Genomic DNA, 2,039 nt, shown 5'->3' on the forward strand with positions numbered 1-2,039 from the left:
GGCGTCAACCTGGTCGGTATCGGCCACGTCCTCGACCTCGAGCGCCGTACCGGGGAACTCGAAGCCGACAACGCCCGTCTGGAAACCGACAACGCCCAGCTGCGCGCGCAACGACCACCGCCGCCGTGACGGGCCCGCGCCAGGCCTCGTCGAGTGGGCGATCCTCGAGCGTTCGACTGATCGATCATGGTCTCTGCGGCGCGGTCGGACTGCGACGTCCGTGCGCCGGAGGCTCAATGCACCGGTGACGAGGGCGGCCCCACCGCGGACGATGCCGAACCCGAACATCCAGAACAGCACGATGGACAGGGCACCGAACATGATCGCCGCACCGGACAGGCGCGTCCCGAGGCGCGGAGTGGGAGCCGCGGGGGGAATTGCGCGCGGGTTCGGAGGCGAACGGACGGGCGGCGGTGGTCATGATCCTCCTTCAACGGGTGCCGGAGTTGAGGGGGGACGTGTGCTGCTGTGCGCCAAGACGATCGACATCAACAGCAACAGTTCGGTGACCCACCGCCGAGGCCCCGCTGGTGCTGGGTGAACCGGTGCGCTGGCCGGAGCCGAGCCCACTGGCGAACTGGTGGCAGCAGATACAGTTCGGTCAACGGGAGGCCACGTGAGAACCATACGACCGCCGAAAACCGTTTTCTCTTGCAGCCGCTGCGATCACGTGTACCGATCGCGGGAGGTAGAGCGGCCCTTCGCCGCTGCGATGGCCCGGTTGAACGGGTGGGAGATCGGTGACGGTGTCCTGTGCCCCGGCTGCGCCTCGATCGGCGCGGTCACGACCTGACGGTCAGGTCGACGAGGCGGAGGTGCGGCGCGATCTGGTGCGCGGCGTCTGCGCCTCGCTCACTTCGCCGCAGTGGGCGACGCCGTCCGTGCCGGTACCGCAAACCGGGCCAGTCGGGTCAGTACCTCAGGTCACTGAGGGGTGAAAAATGTAGACCTCTTGGCGTGGTGTCCAGGTGTGCTTCCCGGCGTCCACGGCCGCTACGACTCGGTTGTTTCCGTCGCGCCACATGTCCTTGATCAAGGCGCCGTGCGTGATGGGGGACGTACGGCTCCCCACCACAAGATCGCCTTGGCGGACTTCTCGCGCCTGGACCTTCACTGGCTTGTCCTGCATGCTGCGGACCCTACTCCCTTGGCCGTCGGCTCATCGGACGTGATGGACGTCGGCGAGAGCGATGATCGGGCCGACGTCACCGCCGCAGCCGGTGCACCGTTGGTGACGGTGTAGTGCCTCGGCCGTGCCAGTCGTGGCGAGCGTCCAGTCCGCGAAACTGTTTGTCGCTGATCTTGATTCCCTTATCGGTAGGCGCCTCAGAGGTGTCGGTCGACGTCCATGCGCTGATGCAGGACACGCACGACATCGACGTCGCCCTCGGCGGTGACCCGGTAGAACAACATGTGTGCCCCGACGGCGAGTGTGCGATAGCCGGTTCGGATCTCGTCACAGGGCCGACCGACCAGCGGGTTCGCGGCGGCGCGTTCGATGCCGCGCTGAAGTTCCCGTAGGTACTCCTCGGCCTGGTCGACGTCCCAGCGGTCGGCGGTGTAGTCCCAGATGTCTTCGAGGTCGGCCTGAGCGGCGGGGGAGAGCAGAAATCGGCTCACCGGCGGCGCGGCTCCTGCGCGCGTTTGCGGGCAAGGAAGGCGTCGAAGTCGAACGGCGTCGAGGGGCCGCTCCGTTCGCCGTCCGCCAGCGCCTGTCGCAGCGCGCCCAGGTGGGTTTCGCGGTCTTCCAGCAGCCGCAGGGCCGACCGGACGACGTCACTGGCGGACCGGTAGCGACCCGACGCAACCTCGTTCTCGATGAACGTGCTGTAGTGCTCGTCGAGACTGAAGGACGTGTTCTTACCCATGACCCGATGGTACCAATTCTTGGTATATCGCACACGGGGTCTTCACGACCAGGCCGTAGTGCAGGGCGAAGGAAACAACCCGGGGGGTGCAGACGGCGATGTCGGTGACCACCGACAACGCCGGTCCTTCAGCCACGAGTTACAATGCAGCAGAAAAAATTAAAACCGGGC

Annotated in this window: 2 protein-coding genes and 1 pseudogene; 1 reads left to right on the forward strand and 2 read right to left on the reverse strand. The window is 66.4% G+C overall.

Annotation, left to right across the window (positions count from 1 at the left end):
* Window positions 1-120: pseudogene (locus ACFTZB_RS45280) on the forward strand (MerR family transcriptional regulator); the annotation flags it as partial.
* Between the two features lie 1,206 nt (window positions 121-1,326).
* Here ACFTZB_RS45280 and ACFTZB_RS45285 read toward each other — a convergent pair.
* On the reverse strand, window positions 1,327-1,620 hold the full coding sequence (locus ACFTZB_RS45285; protein ID WP_378442489.1) for a type II toxin-antitoxin system RelE/ParE family toxin: 294 nt from the start codon (window positions 1,618-1,620) through the stop codon (window positions 1,327-1,329).
* Window positions 1,617-1,868, reverse strand: a complete 252-nt coding sequence (locus ACFTZB_RS45290) for a type II toxin-antitoxin system ParD family antitoxin (RefSeq protein WP_378442491.1) — start codon at window positions 1,866-1,868, stop codon at window positions 1,617-1,619. The genes ACFTZB_RS45285 and ACFTZB_RS45290 overlap by 4 nt, the downstream gene beginning before the upstream one ends.
* Between the last annotated feature and the right edge of the window lie 171 nt (window positions 1,869-2,039).

Origin of the sequence: Rhodococcus sp. NPDC057014 (assembly GCF_042673295.1) — a bacterium.
In the GTDB taxonomy this organism is placed as follows: Bacteria; Actinomycetota; Actinomycetes; order Mycobacteriales; family Mycobacteriaceae; genus Rhodococcus_F.

What these genes read in the sequence shown, in the direction of transcription:
- ACFTZB_RS45290 (WP_378442491.1), bottom strand. Translation starts at nt 1,868, where the DNA reads ATGGGTAAGAACACGTCCTTCAGTCTCGACGAGCACTACAGCACGTTC.